The organism is Psychrobacter sp. TPE 89C, assembly GCF_055522395.1.
In genome coordinates this window covers 1-20640 of record NZ_JBVFXW010000021.1, presented here as the reverse complement: position 1 = coordinate 20640, position 20640 = coordinate 1, and the positions used below count along the sequence as shown (strand labels likewise).

The window sequence follows — 20640 nt, the reverse complement described above, 5'->3', positions numbered from 1 at the left end:
AATGGCAATAGAAATGAGAAAATGTACTAACCCAATACGGCTTTGATATGAGCAGCCAAGTCATTTGCGAGCACATCACATTCTATTTCATCATCTGATTCAACCATCACTCGAATCATAGGCTCAGTTCCTGACTGACGAATCAACAGACGGCCTCTACCTTCTAAAGTAGCCTGCGCTTTATCAAAAGCGGCAACCAATTCCTCATGCTCAAACGGATCTTGCATTTGCGACAGACGCACGTTGACCAATTTTTGTGGCAACACCTCAAACCCCTCGACGAGATCACTGAGCGCGCGCCCACGTGCTTGCATCACAGCCAGTACTTGTAAGCCGGCAATGATAGCATCGCCAGTACGGCTCTTATCTAAGCATAAGATGTGTCCAGATGGCTCGCCACCTAGTATCCAACCATTCGCTTCGAGCTCATGCATTACATAACGATCACCTACTTTTGCACGCGTAAATGCGATACCGTCTGCTTGCAGTGCTAATTCTAGACCCATATTGCTCATAAGTGTGCCAACTACGCCTTTCGCCTTGGACTGACCTTGGGTAGCAAGCACATATAAGATGCCATCACCGTCGACCAGATTACCAGCCTCATCGACCATCACAATACGATCACCATCACCGTCTAATGCGATACCAACATCTGCCTCGTGCTCAACTACTGCTTTTTGTAAGCCCTCAGGATGAGTAGAACCGCAATCAGCATTGATATTGAGTCCGTCTGGCGTATTGTTGATGGCAATCACGTTAGCGCCCAATTCACGCATAACTCTTGGTGCCACACTATAGCCTGCACCATTGGCACAATCTACGACAACTGTCAGATGGCTCAAATCATACTGATAAGGAAAGCTGCCTTTACAGAATTCGATATAGCGACCTTTGGCATCGTTGATTCGATTATTTTTACCCAACTGTGCTGGATCAAGAATAGGCATAACCAAATCATTGTTATTGTTATTATCACTGGCACTGGCATTGCCACCAATACTCATAATGACTTTTAACTTATCGTTAATAGCATTTTGCATCTCATCAGTCAGCTTTTTGCCATCCCCTGAAAACAGTTTGATACCGTTATCATAATAAGGATTGTGTGATGCAGAAATCACCACGCCCGCATCAGCGTTGAAACTACGAGTTAAATGAGCAATGGCAGGTGTTGGTAATGGGCCAAGCATATGAACATCGACACCAGCGGCGTTAAATCCTGCTTGCAGCGCCCCTTCGATGACGTAGCCTGATAGACGAGTATCCTTACCGATGACCACACTAGGTCTGCGCGCAGGGTTGTCATTGTTCTCTATCAATACCTGTCCCGTGACGTAACCTAACTTTAAAATAAAATCAGGCGTAATCGGTAACTCACCAAACTTCCCACGGATACCATCGGTGCCAAAATAGCTCATTATGCATGCTCTCCATATCTAAAAATTAAAGGCCCAACGTATACGCAGGCGATACTACTATTATAATAATAATCTGTTTATGTATTTTACAAAAAAACAGCCAACAATAACAAGGTATTGTTGGCCGTTTTTATCTCAAAGTCAAGGCAGCTCTGCAAACCAGCTTTCACTAATGTAACACAGAGCTGTCAAAAACTATCTAACTTACTCGATAGTTTGGTGCTTCTTTAGTGATTTGAACATCATGAACATGCGACTCTTTCATACCTGCCGACGTCACTTTAATGAACTGTGGATTGGTACGCATATCTTCGATGGTTGCAGAGCCCGTGTAACCCATTGATGAGCGTAAACCGCCAACCAACTGATTAACGATACCAGCGACTGGGCCTTTATAAGGAACACGGCCTTCGATACCTTCTGGTACCAGTTTTTCCACGCCATCTTTAGCATCTTGGAAGTAACGGTCTGATGAGCCATTTGAGCCTGACATCGCACCAAGACTACCCATACCGCGGTAAGCTTTGTAGTAGCGACCTTGGAACAGTTCAACTTCACCTGGCGCTTCTTCTGTACCAGCCATTAACGAGCCTACCATGATGCACGAGGCACCAGCGGCAATGGCTTTTGCCATATCACCTGAATAGCGAATACCGCCATCAGCAATCAATGGAATACTGTCTTTTAATGCACTAGCGACGTTATCAATCGCTGAGATTTGTGGCACACCAATACCTGCGATGATACGCGTGGTACAGATAGAACCAGGGCCAATACCTACTTTTACGGCATCGGCGCCTGCGTCACGTAATGCAAGTGCTGCATCGCCTGTTGCAATATTACCGCCAATGACCTGTACATTTGGATAATGCTTTTTGATCCAAGCAACTTTATCAATCACGCCTTTTGAGTGACCATGTGCGGTATCAACAACGATGATATCAACATCTGCTGCAACCAATGCTTCAACACGCGCTTGAGTATCTGCACCAGTACCAACAGCAGCGCCAACACGAAGACGGCCTTGCTCATCTTTACAAGCATTTGGATTGTTTTCAGCTTTTGCAAAATCATTAACGGTGATAAGACCTTTTAGACGGAAATCATCATCGATAACGATCACTTTTTCGATACGGTGCTCGTGTAGCAAGCGTTTGATATTTTCGTTGCTCTCACCTTCATGTACCGTTACTAGCTGACCTTTTGGTGTCATGATTTGGCTAACTGGTAGCGACAGATTGGTTTCAAAGCGCCAGTCACGATGTGTGACAATACCAACAACTTTATCCGTACCTTTCTCTACGACAGGCACGCCCGAAATATTATTATCTTGAGTTAAACGTAATAATTCACCGATGGTCATCTCTGGGTGCACAGTGATAGGATCAACGACTGTACCCGCTTCAAACTTTTTGACGCGGCGTACTTGTGTGGCTTGCTTGGCGATATCCATGCTCTTGTGCAAGATACCCATGCCACCAAGCTGTGCCATAGTGATGGCCATTTCAGACTCAGTGACCGTATCCATAGCCGCAGAGATTAGCGGTAGATTTAGCGTAATGTTTTTGGTCAAACGGGTAGAAAGATCGGCAGTTTTTGGCAAGACTTCAGAATAGGCTGGCAACAATAAAACGTCATCAAAGGTTAAGGCTTCATCGACAATTCGCAACATACAGACCCCTAGTGGTGGTTATTTTGATGGGTGGGATTTTAGCAATAAACCAGCGAAACAAAACGCTCGAAAACTGCAAGTGATTGGTGAATCATAAGTTTGCACAAATATAGTGCAGTCTCACGCTTAACCACTTATTTATCCCTTAAAAATAACGCCATATTATAACAAATAATGAGACAAATCGCATGCTATATTTGTCAGTTTGTTTTACATAAGTAAGTCTGTGTTGATGACGATCACGCTTTGTATGGTTAGTAGCTCTATTTTGATACCAATAGCTTTCTTTTACGGCTTACAGCTCTCTTTTGTAGCTATAATTGATTTAGTTTAAAAGAGAATCAAGGAAACCCAGTGAAGATATATATGTGATACTTCAAACAAGGTTAACATGGTCACTCTTTTACAGAGGATTGACTAGATTGGCTTTCTGTTAAAGTAAAACGCTCTGTCGGTAGATACTTATTTTGCTGCTTATACAAGTAACCTAGCATCTGCTCACGTATCTCACAGGCTAACGTCCATGCTTCTATGGGACCTACCGATGAAACAGCACCGCGCAGTTGAATGGTATTTTCTGTCACCTCTACGACAAATATTTCAGGCTCCGTTTTGTTATCCCAAAGCTTGTTATCTTTGACCATCGAGATGAACTGCTGACGAATAGCATCAATATCTGCACCATAATCAATATACAAAAACACAGGACAGGTCTGATGTACTTCTGTATGTGACCAGTTCTCCACCCTATCAGTGATTAATTCACGCATTGGCACGATTAATCGACGCTCATCCCATGTTTTTAGTACCGCATAAGTGTAACGCAAGTCTTCCACGGTGCTAAAATTGCCATCCATTATCACACTATCGCCAATCCGTACTGGCTGAGTTACTGCCACTTGTACCCCTGCGATAATGTTACCCAATATTGGCTGGGCGGCGATACCAATGACCACACCTGCGATGCCTGCTGAAGTCAATAAGGTCTTACCAAGGCCTTCCATATTGGCAAACTCACTAAGTCCTATCCAAAAGCTCCCCAAAATCATAACAAAGATAAAGACACGGCGGAATATCGAGACATAAGTACGGCGGCGACGCTCCTTATCGAAATGCTCTTCAGCCAAATTTTCAATCTGCATGTCTTGATAACGGTTGGCAAAGAAATTAATGATGCGAATACCTAACCACATGGTACTGAATACTAATCCAATCCAAATAAGGGGACGAGTGGATGAGGCAACTGCATCTAAGTAAGGAAAACCGCCAGAAACTAAGGTGAAAACGAGTGAAAAGCTGATCGTAAAGGTTAAAGGCACCGTCAGCTTACTAACCAAATCTGCTACGCCATTGGTGCTGCCAACATACATGTTGTATTTTTCATCATCGATATAATGATTGATGATTTTTTCAGTGCCTTTACTGAGTAGCCAGCCCACACCCATGGTTAATAAAAAAAACAGTATGAGCGCTGAAAACTCCCATAGCGCAATTCCGAATATCTTTATTTTTAACCAAGTGGGTAAATAACGTTCAAACTCAGCGGGATGATATTGCTCATAGAGATTGTCAATATTGCCAACCGTCTGCGCAGAAAACACCCAAATAGGCGCTTCCTCACCTACTCGTACTCGCTGCAAATAAATAGGGACACGGCGCTCTCGGTAATCAATGTATCCAAGCTGAAGAGAGCGTCTAGCAATGCCCATGACACTGCTAGTATTACCAAGTGGCGGCTCAATCAGACCGTCGGGACGATCTGGCATGTCGTCGAACACATACAGCTCTTTTTCAGATAACAAAAAGTCCAGTCGCTTTGTCAGATCAAGCGCACGGCCACGCTGGCTTTTCTCATCAATCAAGTTCATATTTAACGCATAAGCGGCCAAGTCGTACTGCTGCTTCATTAACGCTGATTGAAAAAACTCTAAGGCTGCAAGCGGCGTTTCTAAGTTAGGCGGCTCAGACAATGGCGGTAATCCGGCATTTAGCTTATCGAGTATGTAGTAGCTCTCATTATACTCTCCTGTCAGTGCTGAATCCCCTTGTAGTCTGCCTGCCTGCTCGACGGCGCTACGCTCAGTAGGGTCAAATATTTCTTCTACCACACCAGAGAGACCAACACTATCCTCTCTCATATCATTGACTTTTTGAGAAGCATATTCAGCGAAATTGTCAGGTGTGCTTGATGACTGGGCACTATCTTGCTCACTTGCGCCTTGTTCGCTTGCAGCCTGCCTATTGTCATTAATTGCTGCATTAATTGCTGCATTAACAGGTAGGCAAACAGCGCTAATCACAAGAATAAAAAAAGCGAGTAGCAATGACCACAGGTTATAAAACGACAGGTCAGACATGGTGCTAGGATGTTCATTACCATCTATACTGGCATCGACATTGGCAAACACATCAGTGGCTATACTATGGCTACTAGCAGCTCGATTTTTGAGGGTATTCATAGATTAACGGCCAGTAATTTATGTGTGAGTCGCATACAAAGGCTGTCCTTCATGAAGATGATTCTTATATTTTATTAAGTCTACAAAAAAAGCCAGCGTAAAGCTGACTTAGTTTATGACTATCTGTATGGGTATTCTGTAACAGAATTACTTTAAGCTCGGCGCCATGTTGTACCAGCTCGGCTGTCTTCGAGCTCGATACCAGCTTCTTTTAATTGTTCACGTATCTCATCAGCACGGGCAAAGTTTTTGGTGGTTTTAGCGTCTGCACGTTCAATGATTAAATTATCAATAACGGCATCCGTTAAACCATCACCTGCCTGTTCACCAATCATAGCTTGTAAAAATTGCTGTACGGGCTGCTGCAAGATATTAAGCACTTGCGCCAATGCCTTTAATTGCTGAGCTGACTGCCATGCGGTGTCTATCTCTTCAGCTTTAATGGCTTTGGTGATGTCACGTGCCAGCCCAAACAAGACACTGATTGCGGTTGAGCTATTAAAATCATCATTCATGGCTTTGATAAAATCTTGCCCCGCTTCACTACTGTAGGCTTTAGTAGTCAACGCTTCATCAATTATGAGCGTCTCACCCTTTAACTGTTCTGCCAATTTTAGAACGTTATAGAGCCTACTTAGGCTATTATGTGCTTCATCCAAGGCACTGTCCGAGAAATTGACTTGGCTGCGATAATGACTTGATAGTAAGAAAAACCGTACTGTCTCAGGTAGGTACTTTGCCATTACATCACGAATGGTAAAAAAGTTGCCCAATGACTTGGACATTTTTTCGCCATCGACATTGATAAAACCAACGTGCATCCAGTTGCGTGCATACTCGCAGCCAGTTGCGGCTTCAGACTGAGCAATTTCGTTTTCGTGATGCGGGAATTGTAAGTCATGACCACCGCCATGAATATCAAAGGTGCTACCTAAGCATTTAGTCGACATCGCAGAGCATTCAATATGCCAGCCTGGTCGTCCTTGTCCCCATGGTGACGCCCACTGCGGCTCATTAGGCTTTGCGGATTTCCATAGTACAAAATCAAATGGATTGCGCTTGTCATTTTCGACATCGACGCGTGAGCCCGCCTGCATGTCATCGAGGTTGCGCTTGGATAATTTGCCATAATCTGCAAAGTTATCGACGGCGTAGTAAACATCACCATTGTCGCCAGCGTACGCATAGTCGCCTGTGACTAGCGTTTCAATCATTTGCTGCATCTCATCGATATGATCCGTCGCACGCGGTTCAGCATCTGGCATCTGGCAACCAAGCGCAGTCGCATCTTCATGCATGGCTTCGATAAAGCGCTGCGTCAGCGTACCAATCTCTTCGCCATTTTCAGCAGCACGCGCAATAATCTTGTCATCGATATCGGTGATATTACGCACATAGTTAACGTTATAGCCCAATTGTGCCAGCCAGCGTACCGCCATATCAAAGCCAACCATCACCCGCGCATGACCAATGTGACAATAATCATAAACGGTCATACCGCACACATACATGCCTACCTGCCCTGCTTTGAGTGGTACGAACTGGCGTTTGCCACCAGTCAATGAGTCATAAATCGCAAGCTGAGACATCGCATCGGCAAGTGGTGTGGTCATAGTAAAAAAGCCTTTTAATATAAATAAAATTGTTTAAATAATAGGTAAAAACATTGCCTGCTTTTGATTAACAAGCAATATAAACTACTGTCGTCATAAATATAACGACCGTGATATAAAACTTAACCCATTATCTTAGCGAAAACAGCCATAAAATACTACAATGAGCGCGCAACTAACACTATTCCATCACAAAAATGATTAAGGATTTAGATATGGGCAATCGCTTGAGTAAAATATACACACGTACTGGAGATGACGGCAGCACAGGTATGGCAGATGGTAGCCGTCTCAGTAAAGCTGACGACATATTCAACGTCATGGGTGATATTGACGAGCTTAACTCACACATTGGTCTGGTGCGCGCCCAGTTACAACGCAATAAAGGCCAATCTATCGCAAAGGAATTTTCTGAAGGCTTAATCATTATTCAGCACTTATTATTCAATATCGGTGGTGAACTGGCTATGCCAGAATATGAAGGGGTCAGTGCCACTCATATTGAATGGTTAGAGCAACAGATCGATGCTATGAATACCACCTTGCCACCGCTAAAAGACTTTATTCTGCCAACAGGTTCAGTATTGGTGAGTCAATTGCATGTGGCTCGTAGTGTATGTCGCCGTGCTGAGCGTCAAGCAGTGCTGTTACAGCAACAACGTCCAGAAGCCATTCGCCGCACCGCAGTAAGCTTTATCAATCGCTTGTCTGACTGGTTGTTTGTCGCTGCTCGTTTTTGTACCGATCCCAAGCAAGTCTCTGAAGTACTATGGGACAGTCAGGTATTAAAAGATTTCGCTGAGAAAAAATAGCGGTACGTGATTATTAAAATATAAAGAAAAGCCCGCAACCTTAACGCTGCGGGCTTTTCTTTATTTATCATCTAATTATTTTTTTGGGCTGACTGACCAATTAGTAAATAGCTTAGTAAGTAGCAGTGCTGTCTTCGATGATTATCATATCAATAGATTCATCTTTAGGTACTTCTTTTGGTTTTGCTGCCGCTTTGGGCTCAGACGACGCCGTTGGATTGTTTGCTGCTGGGCTAGGCTTAGGCTGACTTTCTGCTGGCTTATTGATGGTTGGCGGCGTCGCAGGTTCAGTAGGACGAGTCGGCTCAACGGGCGTGACTACTCTAGGCTCACGAATCTGTGCTGGCTGGCTGTTATTTTGCGGTATAGGTGTAGCAGCCCGCTGAGCGCGTTGGTTTTCTACTGCTGACTGGAACACAGAGCCTGCCATTACATCAGCAACGATGGTCATTAATGCTGGTTGTCCGGCGATACGTGTACGTACCTGACCACCTTGAGTGCCTACGACATAAGTGAAAGCATCATCAACGAGCATGTTGTTATTAATACGAATATTGTTTTGTGCTAAACGTGACTGCAAGCTTGGCTGATTATTGGCCGCTTGTACTTGACTAGCCTGATACAAATCTGCACTTGGTAGCGTCATGCTAACGCTTGCCTGACAAGTCGTCATACCATTTGCATTGGCTTGTTGTAATACTGCTGCATTCTGTACATCAATCACAATACCGTTCATTTTATCCGTGATGGCACCGCTAGCAAGATTGATCTGAGCATCATTTGCGTAGTTGGCAGCCAACGTTTGTGCTTGCTGACTGAGCGTATTCTTTAGAGCCGATTTGAGACGATCTTGTACCATTGGATCATCACAGCTAACGGCAGTGGCTGACGTGTTTTCAGTAACGGTCGAATCCTGTTCTGTGAGCTCTGCTGCCTCAGTGCTGTCTTCTTTCTCTGAGCGATCACAGCCTGCAAGCGCCAAACTACATACGATACCGATTCCAGCGACTTTCTGCCACTTGCTTAAACTATTATTTGCTACGCTCATATTGATTCTGCTCCCAATTTACTAATTCGTACCGCCACTGAAGGACAGTGATTGATGTTCAAACCGCAACTCTAGCTGCCATATGTCTGAAAACCAGATTATTATACGGTGTTTGGATGAAATGGTCATTAGTGTAGCCCATGGATATACAAATAACGCCCCACATAATGGGTAAAACCTACACTTGGTTGCAAAAACATAACAAATACATGCCTACGAACTCCATGTAAGTGCTTTTTTACATTATTACCGCTGGCAAAAAAAAAAGAAAAAACTATCAACTATCTGTTTTACAAATTTTATTAGACGCTGCTTATATGAGGCTATATGATTGCTCATAAAAACAGCAGACCATATAAATAATGATAAATATAAGAAACACCCGCTTACTCGGTCATCGAGGCGCTCGTGGCGAAGCACTAGAAAACACCTTTATGGGGTTTCAGCATGCTCAACGCCTTAATGCTCACGGCTTAACAGGGGTCGAGTTTGATGTGCAACTGAGCGCTGATGGTCATTTAGTCGTGTTTCATGATGATGACTTGGCACGGATGTGTCGTCAACAGTCACGCATCGATCAGTTAAGTATGGTAGAGATTCAGCGCCAACGACAGTTTGAACATCAAATCATCCCATTAGCCAGCATGGCGCCTTTGCTGAGTAGCTTTACACACATTGAGCTTGAGATTAAGACACATAGCCGCACTGATTACACCAAATTAATGAGGGCTTTGACACACAATTTAATCGATAGCCCATTTGCCAATCTCCCTATTGCACTAACCAGTTTTGATGTGGAATTGCATGCTCGATTGCAACGCAGTAAGCTACTAATGCATATACCGCGTGGCCTATTAATTGAAACACCTAAAGCGCTAACAACCGCAACCAATACTGCGCTGCAACTTGGCTGTAGCCAGTTAGGTATTTACTATCCTCTAATTAACCAATCTGTCGTTGAACGTAGCCACCGTTACGGCCTACCCATAAGTGCTTGGACGGTCAATGACACGGATATGATCGAACAGCTAGTCAAATGGCAAACTGATGTCATCATTACTGACTTTCCAAGCCATTTATTATTAAACCCATAAATCTGTTTCTCTTTTCGTTTATTCAAAAAACCTACATATTTTTAGTGTTACTTACACTTCTCCTTAATGCCTGATAAGTCACAGGTTATTTCTACTAATACATTCTATAATCCATACAAGTTATTGTTATTTAGCAATATTTTTATAGTGTATAAGTGTTCACTTTGTTAGGTTTTTAGGGTACTATAGAGACTTAAATTAATACCGTTAGGGATATTATATGATCGCAAAAAAAGCACTTGGCTTACCGCTGAAAGGCTTACGTTTCGCTATCAAATCTGGTGATACGCTTGTAAAAGCTGCCAGCACTCAAGTCACACGTTTTAAGACGCGTTTTGATGAGAGCAACTCACTTAATGAGCAGCCAGTTGCAAAGCGCAACTACGCTGATACAGCTGTTCAAATTGATGCTCCTGAAGCTAGCAGCATCGATATGCGTGAGTTCGAATTTACCAAAGCACCAATCAATTGGATTCCAGCGTCTATATTGATAGCCACGCCTATTGCGGCGGCTGTCATTACGCCATGGTATCTGTTGACTCATGAAGTGAGCGCACCTGTATGGGGCGTGTTTGGCGCCTTTATGGTATGGACTGGTATGAGCATTACAGCGGGCTATCATCGCTTGCTAGCGCATCGTGCTTATAAAGCGCATCCAATTGTCAAAAACTTCTTATTGCTCGGCTCTACCCTAGCGGTGCAAGGTTCCGCGTTTGATTGGGTATCAGGTCACCGTGTTCATCATCGTCATGTAGATGATCGTTTGGATGACCCGTATTCAGCAAAACGAGGCTTCTGGTTCAGCCATATTGGCTGGATGCTGCGCAATTACCCTAGTGGTAAGTTTGATTATAAAAACATTCCTGACTTGACCAAAGACAGAACGTTGCAGATTCAGCATAAATATTACGGTTTATGGGTAGTAGCCATGAACGTTGGTATGGTCGCTGCTGTTGGTTGGTTATTGGGTGATGTTTGGGGTACGTTGGTCATCGCGGGTTTACTGCGTTTGGTACTGACTCACCACTTTACTTTCTTCATCAACTCGTTATGCCATATGTTTGGTAGCCGTCCTTATACTGATACCAATACTGCCCGTGATAACTTCTTTTTAGCTATCTTTACGTGGGGTGAGGGTTATCACAATTATCATCATTTCTTCCAATACGATTATCGTAATGGCGTAAAATGGTGGCAGTATGATCCAACTAAATGGTTGATCGTAGGCTTATCGAAGCTTGGTCTGACCACAGACTTACGTACTGTCGATGATACGACTATCAAGCATGCTGAAGTGCAAATGCAGTTTAAAGCAGCCCAACAGCAGATTGATACGGCAGCCAGTACTGGTCTTGACCTTCCTCATGCGATGAAGAGCTTCCAAGATCGTATTAAGTTTGAATACGATGCATTTATACAGACTGTCGAAGAATGGCAAGCACTGAAAGCTCAAACCATTGAGTTGAAAAAGACAGAATATGCTGATCGCTTGCATGAAGTTGATGATAAGCTAAAGCATGACTATGCCAAGATTGAGCAAAAAATACTTGAGCATAATAGCAATCTAAAGACAGCGTTTCGCTCTATTGGGTTAAACAAAAAAGCGGCTTAATTACTTATAACAAAGCGCTAGTTTATCCTTATGACTGTAAAGCTTCTCCTTCCCTCTATCCGTCATGGATAGGGGGATTTTTTTCTTTAGTATTACAAGAGATGGACAGAGCGACACGATGTCATATGACGGCTATGTTATAGTAATCTCTTTACTCTGATATTCAAATGGGAACGGCTCATATGCGTTATCAAAACACCTATGTCAACCTAGACACACGCCTCTATCATGAGCAACTGCCAACGGCATTAGACAATCCACGTGCGGGTCATTTCAACACACAAGTTGCACAGCAATTGGGCTGGTCAGAAGATGACGACTTGATGACTCGTTGGGTTGACATACTCGGTGGTCAATACGTGCCAGCCGAGTTCCAACCGTTGGCTATGGCGTATGCCGGTCACCAGTTTGGACAGTGGGCAGGACAATTGGGTGATGGACGTGGCCTATTGATGGCGCAAGTACTCGATAGTAATAATCAACCGCAAGATTTGCATCTAAAAGGCGCTGGTCTCACGCCTTACTCACGAATGGGCGATGGACGCGCTGTACTGCGCAGTACCATTCGTGAATATTTATGTGGTCATGCGCTTACGCAACTGGGTATTTCATCCTCTAACGCTTTGGGATTTGTGGTCTCCGATACGAGAGTACGCCGTGAGCGCATCGAGGCTGGCGCGGCATTGATGCGTGTGGCTGACAGTCATATTCGCCTTGGTCATATCGAATGGATCGCCAGTTTTGCCCCTGACTTGCTGGCTGAATTTACCGACTATATGATCGACACTTATTATCCAGAGTGCCGCGATAGCGAAAAGCCTGTATTGGCATTTTTGACCTCCGTGGTTGAGCGTACCGCACGGATGATCGCTGACTGGCAATTGATTGGCTTTGCTCATGGTGTTATGAATACAGACAACTTATCTATTACGGGTAGCACCTTAGACTTTGGGCCTTTTGGCTTTATGGAACGATTCAACCCTGCTTGGATTAATAACCACTCTGACCATACTGGACGATACGCTTATCAAAACCAGCCTGCTATCGGTCATTGGAATCTCAATGCTTGGTTACCCCACTTTATGCGACTAGAGGGTGTCACTCGCGAGACATTGGCCGATTGTTTAGCGCCTTATGAGGCGACCTTTATGCAGCATTATCAGCAAGGACTGTGCTGTAAACTTGGGTTGCCGCACGAGTCCGATAGTCTGAGGTTGGCTTTTGAATGGCTGACGTTATTAGAAGATAACTTGCTCGACTATACCAATAGCTTTCGCGCGCTACTGGGATTAGTCGCGCCTAGCGCTCATCCATATGAGCAGCAGCTACTGGCGACCATGACTGCTGAGCTTAACGATGAGGCAACACAAGTATGGCAAGAGTGGTCGACACGTTACGTGGCGCAAATACAGCAACTACCACTTGAGCAAGTCATCAGCGAGATGACAACCAACAATCCTGTCTATATATTGCGTAATAGTATGGCGCAGCGTGCCATCACGGCAGCAGAACAAGGTCAGTTTGAAGAAGTTAACCGAGTGTTTGAGTTATTGGCCAACCCTTATCATGTACAAGATATCGCTACCGATTTGGATATTGCGCCCCCTCTTCCTCATATACCGCAAGAGCCGATTAGTTGCTCATCTTAACATGGCCTATCATTCTGTAATATTTTGAAACATTATGGGGCTAAGGTTGGTATTTGGCTCCGTTTTTTGGCATCATCAACGAGATAAATAATGAATATCATTTCATTATATTGTTCGGACAATTCACGGCTATTGACTAGGCGTGAATTGTCAATAGTGCTAGAATGACAGTTTTTGCTAAATTACATTTTTAAGCCTGTCTTTAATCGTTGATTACTATGTCTGTGATCATCAGTTTTTTAATGTCAATGCACCCTTAGATTATGATCATTCCATGATTTTTTGAGGGTAAAACGTTATTTTTTATCTCCATTTACTTTATTCCAATTTATTCTAACCATGGCAATTATTATGAATGACGATACCCATTTGAATACGGATCACCTTACGACAGAAAAAGAGCAGTTTGAACAAGCTGCCTTGCATTACCATGAGTTCCCCCGCCCAGGTAAAATCTCAGTTACGCCTACTAAACAACTGGCTAACCAACGCGATCTAGCGCTTGCTTACTCACCTGGTGTGGCGGTTCCTTGTCTCGAAATTGAAAGAGACCCGACATTGGCAGCTAAGTACACTGCACGTAGCAACTTGGTTGGTGTCATCACCAACGGTACTGCGGTACTGGGCCTAGGTAATATCGGTCCATTGGCATCAAAACCTGTCATGGAAGGTAAAGGCGTTCTATTCAAAAAATTCGCAGGTATTGATGTTTTTGATATTGAAATTGCACAGAATGATCCAGACAAATTCATCGAAGCGGTCGCTTCTCTTGAGCCTACTTTTGGTGGTATCAACCTAGAAGACATCAAAGCACCAGAATGTTTCAAGATTGAGCGTGAATTGCGTAAGCGCATGAACATTCCGGTATTTCACGATGATCAACATGGTACGTCAATCATCGTTGCTGCAGCGATGCTCAACGCGTTATTGATTACTGGCAAAAAAATCGAAGAAATTAAAGTGGTTTGTTCGGGTGCCGGTGCCGCTGCGATTTCTTGTTTAGACATCATTTGCGCACTTGGTGTGAACAAAAACAATATCTTCGTTTCAGATTCACGCGGTATCATCACCACCATTCGTGAAAACCTTGACGAGACCAAACAGCGTTATGCACGTGAGACGACTGCGACCACTATCGAAGAAGTCATGGACGATGTCGATATGTTCTTGGGCTTATCTATGCCTGGTACATTGTCTGAAGATATGGTTCGCCGTATGGCAAAAGATCCTATCGTCTTTGCACTTGCCAACCCAACACCTGAGATCATGCCAGAATTGGCACATGCCGTACGTCCAGACGTTATCATGGCAACAGGTCGCTCAGACTATCCAAACCAAGTAAACAACGCACTATGCTTCCCTTATATCTTCCGTGGTGCACTAGATGTTGGTGCGACTACTGTCAACGAAGAGATGAAAGTTGCTTGTGTGAAAGCAATCGCTGCGATGGCACACGTTGAAGCAACACCAACAGCAAGCGTTAGAAACATCGAAAAAATGCAAAGCTTCGGTCGTGACTACTTAATTCCAGGACCTCTAGAGCCAAATCTAATCATTGAGATTGCTTCTGCCGTTGCTCAAGCTGCTATGGATTCAGGCGTTGCTACATTGCCTATCGATGACATGCAAGCCTATCGTCAGCGTCTGTCTGAGTTTGTTTATAACTCTGCATTCGTGATGAAGCCAATCTTTGCTCGTGCCAAATCTGATCCAAAACGTATTGTCTACTGTGAAGGCGAAGACAACAATATCTTGCTCGCTGTGCAAGTGGTCGTTGATGAGAAACTGGCGAAGCCTATCTTGGTTGGTCGTCCTTCAGTGATTGAAGCCAATATCGAAAAACTGGGCTTGCGTCTAAAAGATGGCGAGAACATTACCATCGTCAACGTTGATGATGACCCTCGTTATAAAGACTACTGGCAGGGCTACTACGAGCAAAACAAACGTCGCGGTGTCAGCATCGAGCTTGCGCGCCGTGATGTTCGTCGCAAGACCACATTGATTGGCTCATTATTGGTCGAAAATGGTGCGGCAGATGGTATGGTATGTGGTACGTTTGGCCATTACCAGTTGCATCTAAAATACGTTGAAAGCGTCATTGGCAAAAAAGAAGGCATGAACGATTTCTATGCGATGAATGCGGTACTCATGCAAGATCGTAACATTTTCATCGCGGATACCTATATCCACGAAGATCCAACGGCTGAACAATTGGCTGAAATGACAGTGTTGGCGGTTGACCAATTACGTCGCTTCGGTATCACGCCACGTGTCGCGCTAGTGTCTCATTCTAACTTTGGTGCATCAAACCGTACCAGCGCTGTTAAAATGCGCAAGGTATACCAGATACTAACAGATATGAATGTAGACTTTGAGTTTGATGGCGAGATGCAAGGTGATGCGGCGCTGAATGAGCATATCCGTCTAAACGACATGCCATCAAGTCCGTTAAAAGGTGCAGCGAACTTGCTCATCTTACCAACACTTGATGCGTCGAACATTGCCTTCAACTTGCTTAAAACAGCAACTGGTAGTGCTTCTATTGGTCCTATCTTATTAGGTACCAATAAGCCAGTACACATTATGACACCATCAGCGACTGCACGTGGTATCGTCAACATGACCGCACTGACAGTGACTGAAGCTCAAGACTTAGAAAGCGAAAAATAGTCATATATGATATGCAATATGATTAAGACGGGTTCTATCATCCACTGACAGAACCCGTCTGCTATACTAAAACCAGTCAATGCGACTTATAAAGCATTGGCTGTTTTTTTTGATCAATAAAAACTGAGCTGATGGTGCTTTAATCAATACAGCGATGATAAGTACAATGACATTTTGCTAAATAAACAGAGGCTTTTATGCAAATATACCTTGTGGGCGGAGCTGTTCGCGATCGACTCCTAAAGCGTCCTATCAAAGATAAAGACTTTGTGGTCGTTGGTGCAACTGTTGCAGAAATGATCGATGCAGGGTTCCAACAAGTCGGTGCAGACTTTCCTGTGTTTTTGCATCCTAGCAGTCATGAAGAGTACGCACTGGCACGTACGGAACGAAAGCAAGGATTGGGCTATCAAGGCTTCAGCGTACATGCCACTCCTGATGTGAGCTTAGAAGACGATTTACAACGTCGTGATTTGACGATCAATGCCATGGCAATAGAGGTTACCAGTCTAAATGATGACACCCCTATCAATGGTAACGTCATTGACTATTATGGTGGACTGGCTGACATAAAAAACAAAACCTTGCGCCATGTATCAAGTGCATTTAGTGAAGACCCACTACGGGTGCTCCGAACGGCTCGTTTCTATAGTCGTTACTACGATTTGGGGTTCAGTATCGCAGAGGATACCTTGAACTTAATGCGCCAATTGGTTGGCTCTGGAGAGCTCAGTCATCTAAGTAGTGAACGCATTTGGCAAGAATCAAGCCGTGCGACTATGCAGCTATCGCCTCAAGTCTACTGGCAGCAGCTATTCGAAATCGGCGCACTCACAGAGTATTTTGCGCCTTTGCATCATGCTTGGGCTGATACTCAGATACGAGAGACCGTACAGACTGCGCTGTATTTTGCAGGGCAAATGCAGCTTAATTTGTCACAGCGTTGGGCACTGCTAATGAGCAGCCTTAATCCATCTCTATTTACCTCAGAGCCTACAGACGAAAATGTTAACGCAGCAGCTAATCTAAAAGCGATCAATAACATAGGTAACATCACCAAGGTACCAAAAGCACATACCCAATTTGCCAACTTATTCGTGCAACAAGCAGAGAAAATAAGTGCTATAAATAGTCTTAGTGCTGCTGAAAAAATCGACCTCATACAAACTTGCGGCGCTCATAAAGAGCCTGATAAACTCTCGCAATTACTCGTATGTAGTCATGTCCTACAACTGGCAGTGCAACACCGTCAGATGATGATAGCGCTAAATAGCTTTCATGCTATCGGCATGACAGATATAGCATCAGACCTCAAAGGCCCAGCCATTGGTGCGGCATTGCGGCAGGCTAGAATTGAGCACTTACAAGTACAAAACTCACATAAAAAACATTAAAGAGCAGATAGCATCTTCACTATGAATCAGACCATCAACGCCCTTCAATCAGAAAACATCAATGCTAAAGCGCCAGTGATGCTCGTCACGGGAAGTGCCAAGCGTATTGGCGCAGCGATTATTAAAGCCGCTCACAGCCAAGGCTACCGAGTCATTATTCATTGTCATCATAGTGAATCAGAAGCCCAAATATTGGCCACACAGCTGAATAGTCTGCGTGCGGATAGCGCAGCGCTTATCATCGCCGATTTAGCCGTCGTCGATGATAGCAACGCTTTGAGTACACTCGTCAAAAATATTGTAGAGACCTTTGGTCAACTAGATGTATTGGTACACAATGCTTCTCGCTTTTACCCCAGCCCACTTGGCAGTATTAATCACGCACAGTGGGACGAGCTATTTTTGACCAATGCCAAAGCGCCTTTATTATTGAGCCAAGCACTATTTCCTTACCTTAAAAATCAGCAAGGTTGTATTATCAGCCTTCTGGATATTCACGCGCACGATAAGCCGTTTAGCAATTATACTGTCTACAATATGGCAAAAGCGGCTCATCGCATGATGGTACAGTCTTTAGCTCTTGAGATGGCACCAGAGGTACGGGTCAATGGTGTCGCACCTGGCGTCAATATCTTACCTGATGCTAATAGCGACCAAGCATTGGATCATGATCGGCAACGAAGTATCATCGGCTCAATCCCTATGCAGCGCATAGGCAGACCTGATGAAATTGCCCATAGCGTGCTGTATCTTGTACAAGCCCATTATCTCACTGGTGAGATTATTACTGTTGATGGTGGTCGCAGTCTAACCCTAGCTGGTGGTCAAGTTTAATAGAAAATAGCACTTCATAAAAAATATCTTGATAATGGCCTATTTTTTGCTTGAAAAATTCAAAAAATCAGGTATCATTGTCCGTCTAGCATTAGGGCCCATAGCTCAGTTGGTTAGAGCAGAGGACTCATAATCCTTTGGTCGTAGGTTCAAGTCCTACTGGGCCCACCAAATTCAAACCCTTACAGGCATTGACTTGTAAGGGTTTTTTATTGTCTAAAATTCATAAAAATATAAAATCGATACAGCTCATGTCAGATAACAATTTATCTAGGGGCTATCCTAGATAAATTATACAGTTCCTTTTTAACCCACTGTTTTAGCTGATGTAATTGACGTTTTGGATTACTGTCGTTAAAACGCCATTCTCATTCCTTTAAAAATAGATAGAAATGCTCTTTTAGCATGCCATTACATTTACGCATATGTCTCTTGGCTTGGCCTCTTCGACAGTGCTGAACGTATTTTTCTAAATAGTGCTGAATATATTTTTCTGAATATAACTACCTTACAAACTCGAAAGCAAAACACTTGTTTCGCTATTAAGAATGCCATCAATTTCTCTTACTTGACGCAGTACTTCATCAAATTCTCTTAAGCTCGTCGTGTGTATCTCTCCAACCAAATCCCACGCCCCATTGGTCGTATGTAGCTTAATCAGTTGCGGTATACCCCGCAGTTTCCTAATCACTTGTGACGTAGATTTTCCGGTCACTTCAATCATCATCATCGCTTTGACGGTTTCTTTATCTAGTGCTTCATGCACTCGAATCGTAAATCCTAAAATAGCGCCGTTATGCATCAGTCTGTCCAATCTGTTTTGGACAGTGGCACGAGAAACTTTGAGTTTTTTGGCAAGGTTTGAGATGGTTGCTCGACCATCTTGTCGCAGTTCAGATATCAGTTCGCTATCTAAAGAGTCATAAGTGTAATACGCCATAAAAATGCTTCCTTCATTGAATTTTGACATTATGCTAAGTAGCACTTAACAATATGTCAAAAATACGTCCATATTTAGTAAGTTATTGACATTTTAACTGACAATTATAATTGGTAGCATATTAATTGTCGGTTCAACAAACAATATTCATGAAAAGGAACAGCATTAATGTCTAAATTTATCGTATCACCCAAGGAAGGCGTGCCATTCGTTAGTGTACAAGCGATGGCTAAAATGATTCATGACTATGGCGTTGAGCAATGCATTACAGATCTAGTGGATGCTTTAGAGCAAGATTATCTGCGTTGGGATCAATTTGAAAAATCTTCTCGCTTTGCTTCGCATTCAAAAGACGGTGTCATCGAGTTGATGCCAGTCAGCGATGGAGAGATGTTTGCTTGCAAATATGTCAATGGTCATCCGATTAATACCACACGAAATCTACAGACCGTAGCGGCGATGGGTATCTTGTCTGATGTCGAAAATGGCTATCCTATTTTACTGACAGAGATGTGTATCCTGACGGCATTACGTACGGCTGCCACATCAGCTATGTTGGCCAAACATTGTGCGCCAAAAGGCGTTACAAAACTGGCGCTAATAGGAAACGGTGCTCAGTCTGAGTTTCAAGCCTTGGGTATGAAAGCCATCATGGGTATCTCAGAAGTTCGTTTGTATGATATTGATCCAGCGGCATCACAGAAAACGGCTGATAATCTTGCAGACTCAGGTTTGAAAATCATTGTTTGTCGCACGTTAGAAGAAGCTGTTTTAGGTGCAGAGATCATTACCACCTGTACGGCTGACAAAACCAATGCCACTATTTTACGGGACGATATAATCACAAAAGGTGTTTATATCAATGCGATAGGCGGTGATTGTCCTGGTAAAACAGAACTGGATAGCAATATATTGATGCGAGCAGATCATGTGATTGTAGAGTTTGAGCCTCAGACACGCGTTGAGGGAGAGATTCAAAATCTATCAAGCGACTTCCCTGTTACTGAGTTTCATCGCATCCTGAAAGGTGAAGTGCAGGCTCGAACCTCAGCGGATGATCTCATCGTATTTGATGGTGTTGGTTTTGCATCAGAAGACTTTACGGCATTGGTCTTTTTACGCGACTTGATCAAAAAGCAGGGCGGGTATGAGATTTTAGATCTGATCCCGCAACAAGCTGACCCTAAAAACTTATATTCGGTAGTGAAAGACCATAGCAAAGATCATAGCCTAGTGACGAATGAAGCTGAATCTGTGGCTATGTCGTAAGTGATTAATGCAACAGTAATTAATACTACAAAACGATAAGTGCTTCTAAAAGTACTTCTAATTTTGTATAAGGTTTAAAACCAACATCGTTTTTTAATTTTATCTATGTTTATCAAGGCTCTTGGACAGTTGTAGATATGTTTATTTTTTAAA

At 43.5% G+C, this 20640-nt stretch carries 14 protein-coding genes, 1 tRNA gene and 1 pseudogene; 9 read left to right on the top strand and 7 right to left on the bottom strand.

Annotated elements, in window-relative coordinates; translation table 11 throughout:
* Positions 1 to 26: 26 nt before the first annotated feature.
* The 4 genes from glmM to cysS all read right to left on the bottom strand — a co-directional run bounded on the left by glmM (position 27) and on the right by cysS (position 7165).
* Positions 27 to 1421, bottom strand: a complete 1395-nt coding sequence (gene glmM, locus ACZW67_RS07950) for a phosphoglucosamine mutase (RefSeq protein WP_465182823.1) — start codon at positions 1419 to 1421, stop codon at positions 27 to 29.
* A gap of 199 nt (positions 1422 to 1620) precedes the next feature.
* The gene (gene guaB, locus ACZW67_RS07945) at positions 1621 to 3093 is read right to left on the bottom strand and encodes an IMP dehydrogenase (protein ID WP_110923730.1); all 1473 of its coding nucleotides are present in this window, start codon (positions 3091 to 3093) and stop codon (positions 1621 to 1623) included.
* Between the two features lie 395 nt (positions 3094 to 3488).
* Positions 3489 to 5552 carry a mechanosensitive ion channel family protein gene (locus ACZW67_RS07940; RefSeq protein ID WP_465182822.1) on the bottom strand — a complete coding sequence of 688 codons (2064 nt, stop codon included), beginning with the start codon at positions 5550 to 5552 and terminating at the stop codon, positions 3489 to 3491.
* A 152-nt stretch (positions 5553 to 5704) separates the two neighbouring features.
* The gene (gene cysS / locus ACZW67_RS07935) at positions 5705 to 7165 is read right to left on the bottom strand and encodes a cysteine--tRNA ligase (RefSeq protein WP_465182821.1); all 1461 of its coding nucleotides are present in this window, start codon (positions 7163 to 7165) and stop codon (positions 5705 to 5707) included.
* 215 nt (positions 7166 to 7380) lie between these two features.
* Between cysS and ACZW67_RS07930 the strand changes: the two genes are divergently transcribed.
* Positions 7381 to 7977 carry a cob(I)yrinic acid a,c-diamide adenosyltransferase gene (locus ACZW67_RS07930; protein WP_465182820.1) on the top strand — a complete coding sequence of 199 codons (597 nt, stop codon included), beginning with the start codon at positions 7381 to 7383 and terminating at the stop codon, positions 7975 to 7977.
* Positions 7978 to 8089: 112 nt separating this feature from the next.
* On the opposite strand, the gene ACZW67_RS07925 is transcribed toward ACZW67_RS07930, so the two are convergent.
* Entirely contained in the window at positions 8090 to 9025 is a 936-nt protein-coding gene (locus ACZW67_RS07925) for a hypothetical protein (protein ID WP_465182819.1), read from the bottom strand.
* Between the two features lie 362 nt (positions 9026 to 9387).
* On the opposite strand from ACZW67_RS07925, the gene ACZW67_RS07920 reads away from it, so the two are divergent.
* The 7 genes from ACZW67_RS07920 to ACZW67_RS07890 all read left to right on the top strand — a co-directional run bounded on the left by ACZW67_RS07920 (position 9388) and on the right by ACZW67_RS07890 (position 18449).
* Positions 9388 to 10119: a glycerophosphodiester phosphodiesterase gene (locus ACZW67_RS07920; RefSeq protein ID WP_465182818.1), complete on the top strand. Its 732-nt coding sequence runs from the start codon at positions 9388 to 9390 to the stop codon at positions 10117 to 10119.
* A gap of 433 nt (positions 10120 to 10552) precedes the next feature.
* Positions 10553 to 11731, top strand: a complete 1179-nt coding sequence (locus ACZW67_RS07915) for an acyl-CoA desaturase (RefSeq protein ID WP_197130843.1) — start codon at positions 10553 to 10555, stop codon at positions 11729 to 11731.
* A 182-nt stretch (positions 11732 to 11913) separates the two neighbouring features.
* Positions 11914 to 13380: a protein adenylyltransferase SelO gene (locus tag ACZW67_RS07910; protein WP_465182817.1), complete on the top strand. Its 1467-nt coding sequence runs from the start codon at positions 11914 to 11916 to the stop codon at positions 13378 to 13380.
* A 351-nt stretch (positions 13381 to 13731) separates the two neighbouring features.
* Positions 13732 to 16050 (top strand): NADP-dependent malic enzyme, encoded by a 2319-nt coding sequence (locus tag ACZW67_RS07905; RefSeq protein ID WP_194196726.1) that lies wholly within the window; start codon positions 13732 to 13734, stop codon positions 16048 to 16050.
* A 197-nt stretch (positions 16051 to 16247) separates the two neighbouring features.
* A complete protein-coding gene (locus tag ACZW67_RS07900; protein WP_465182816.1) occupies positions 16248 to 17444 on the top strand; it encodes a tRNA nucleotidyltransferase in 1197 nt (398 codons plus the stop codon).
* Between the two features lie 21 nt (positions 17445 to 17465).
* A complete protein-coding gene (locus ACZW67_RS07895; protein WP_465182815.1) occupies positions 17466 to 18278 on the top strand; it encodes a pteridine reductase in 813 nt (270 codons plus the stop codon).
* A gap of 94 nt (positions 18279 to 18372) precedes the next feature.
* Positions 18373 to 18449, top strand: a tRNA-Ile gene (locus ACZW67_RS07890).
* A gap of 95 nt (positions 18450 to 18544) precedes the next feature.
* On the opposite strand, the pseudogene ACZW67_RS07885 reads toward ACZW67_RS07890, so the two are convergent.
* Together ACZW67_RS07885 and ACZW67_RS07880 are read right to left on the bottom strand one after the other, a co-directional pair.
* Positions 18545 to 18718, bottom strand: a pseudogene (locus tag ACZW67_RS07885) (IS1595 family transposase); the annotation flags it as partial.
* A gap of 68 nt (positions 18719 to 18786) precedes the next feature.
* A complete protein-coding gene (locus ACZW67_RS07880) occupies positions 18787 to 19218 on the bottom strand; it encodes an Lrp/AsnC family transcriptional regulator (RefSeq protein ID WP_110923720.1) in 432 nt (143 codons plus the stop codon).
* A 168-nt stretch (positions 19219 to 19386) separates the two neighbouring features.
* Here ACZW67_RS07880 and ACZW67_RS07875 point away from each other — a divergent pair, with 168 nt between their 5' ends.
* On the top strand, positions 19387 to 20487 hold the full coding sequence (locus ACZW67_RS07875) for an ornithine cyclodeaminase (protein WP_465182814.1): 1101 nt from the start codon (positions 19387 to 19389) through the stop codon (positions 20485 to 20487).
* The last annotated feature ends 153 nt before the right edge of the window (positions 20488 to 20640 follow it).

Bases quoted from the DNA above. Each gene is read 5' to 3' on its own strand.
- guaB (WP_110923730.1), bottom strand. From the start codon at position 3,093: ATGTTGCGAATTGTCGATGAAGCCTTAACCTTTGATGACGTTTTATTG.
- ACZW67_RS07940 (WP_465182822.1), bottom strand. From the start codon at position 5,552: ATGAATACCCTCAAAAATCGAGCTGCTAGTAGCCATAGTATAGCCACT.
- ACZW67_RS07920 (WP_465182818.1), top strand. From the start codon at position 9,388: ATGATAAATATAAGAAACACCCGCTTACTCGGTCATCGAGGCGCTCGT.
- ACZW67_RS07880 (WP_110923720.1), bottom strand. From the start codon at position 19,218: ATGGCGTATTACACTTATGACTCTTTAGATAGCGAACTGATATCTGAA.
- cysS (WP_465182821.1), bottom strand. From the start codon at position 7,165: ATGACCACACCACTTGCCGATGCGATGTCTCAGCTTGCGATTTATGAC.
- ACZW67_RS07925 (WP_465182819.1), bottom strand. From the start codon at position 9,025: ATGAGCGTAGCAAATAATAGTTTAAGCAAGTGGCAGAAAGTCGCTGGA.
- ACZW67_RS07930 (WP_465182820.1), top strand. From the start codon at position 7,381: ATGGGCAATCGCTTGAGTAAAATATACACACGTACTGGAGATGACGGC.
- ACZW67_RS07895 (WP_465182815.1), top strand. From the start codon at position 17,466: ATGAATCAGACCATCAACGCCCTTCAATCAGAAAACATCAATGCTAAA.
- ACZW67_RS07875 (WP_465182814.1), top strand. From the start codon at position 19,387: ATGTCTAAATTTATCGTATCACCCAAGGAAGGCGTGCCATTCGTTAGT.
- ACZW67_RS07905 (WP_194196726.1), top strand. From the start codon at position 13,732: ATGAATGACGATACCCATTTGAATACGGATCACCTTACGACAGAAAAA.
- ACZW67_RS07910 (WP_465182817.1), top strand. From the start codon at position 11,914: ATGCGTTATCAAAACACCTATGTCAACCTAGACACACGCCTCTATCAT.
- ACZW67_RS07915 (WP_197130843.1), top strand. From the start codon at position 10,553: ATGCGTGAGTTCGAATTTACCAAAGCACCAATCAATTGGATTCCAGCG.
- glmM (WP_465182823.1), bottom strand. From the start codon at position 1,421: ATGAGCTATTTTGGCACCGATGGTATCCGTGGGAAGTTTGGTGAGTTA.
- ACZW67_RS07900 (WP_465182816.1), top strand. From the start codon at position 16,248: ATGCAAATATACCTTGTGGGCGGAGCTGTTCGCGATCGACTCCTAAAG.